At 60.0% G+C, this 448-nt stretch carries 1 protein-coding gene; it reads left to right on the top strand.

All coding sequences use genetic code 11. From position 1 onward, the window contains the following. Nucleotides 1-101: 101 nt before the first annotated feature. Nucleotides 102-448 (top strand): DUF4194 domain-containing protein (locus J5M56_RS25400; RefSeq protein WP_207938110.1); only part of this gene is annotated, 347 nt, incomplete at its 3' end.

Below are 448 nucleotides of genomic sequence, written 5' to 3' on the forward strand. Positions count from 1 at the left end.
GTTCAAGGCCGACCACAGTGAAACCGTAGGCTGGGTTGGAGGCGACGAGGAGCGTCGTAGCGCCCGAATTCCAAAGATCTTCTTTTTGAGGGAGCGGGCCAATGAACTGGTCTGAGAACGACGAAGCGGCAATGCCAGCCGAGGCACAAGCACCCGATGCTGCTCAGGTACCCGCCAACACCCTGTTCCTGGGCGACAGCGGCGAGTTGCCACTGGATACCCGGCGCGCCCTGGTGCAGCTGCTGGCAGGGCCATCACTCGACGGACGTCGACATCCAAAACTCTGGCCGATCTTGGTACGAGACGAAGCGGTGATCCGTCGGCGTCTTGCCGAGCTGTTTCTCGAACTGGTTATCGACCGAGACGTACAAGTGGCTTTCACGCGCCAGGCAGATACCGGCGAACTTGAGGTACCTATCCTGTTGCGTCGTGCCCAGCTGACGTTCAT

It is taken from the genome of Pseudomonas sp. 51_B (assembly GCF_017491595.1).
Taxonomy (GTDB): Bacteria; Pseudomonadota; Gammaproteobacteria; order Pseudomonadales; family Pseudomonadaceae; genus Aquipseudomonas; species Aquipseudomonas promysalinigenes.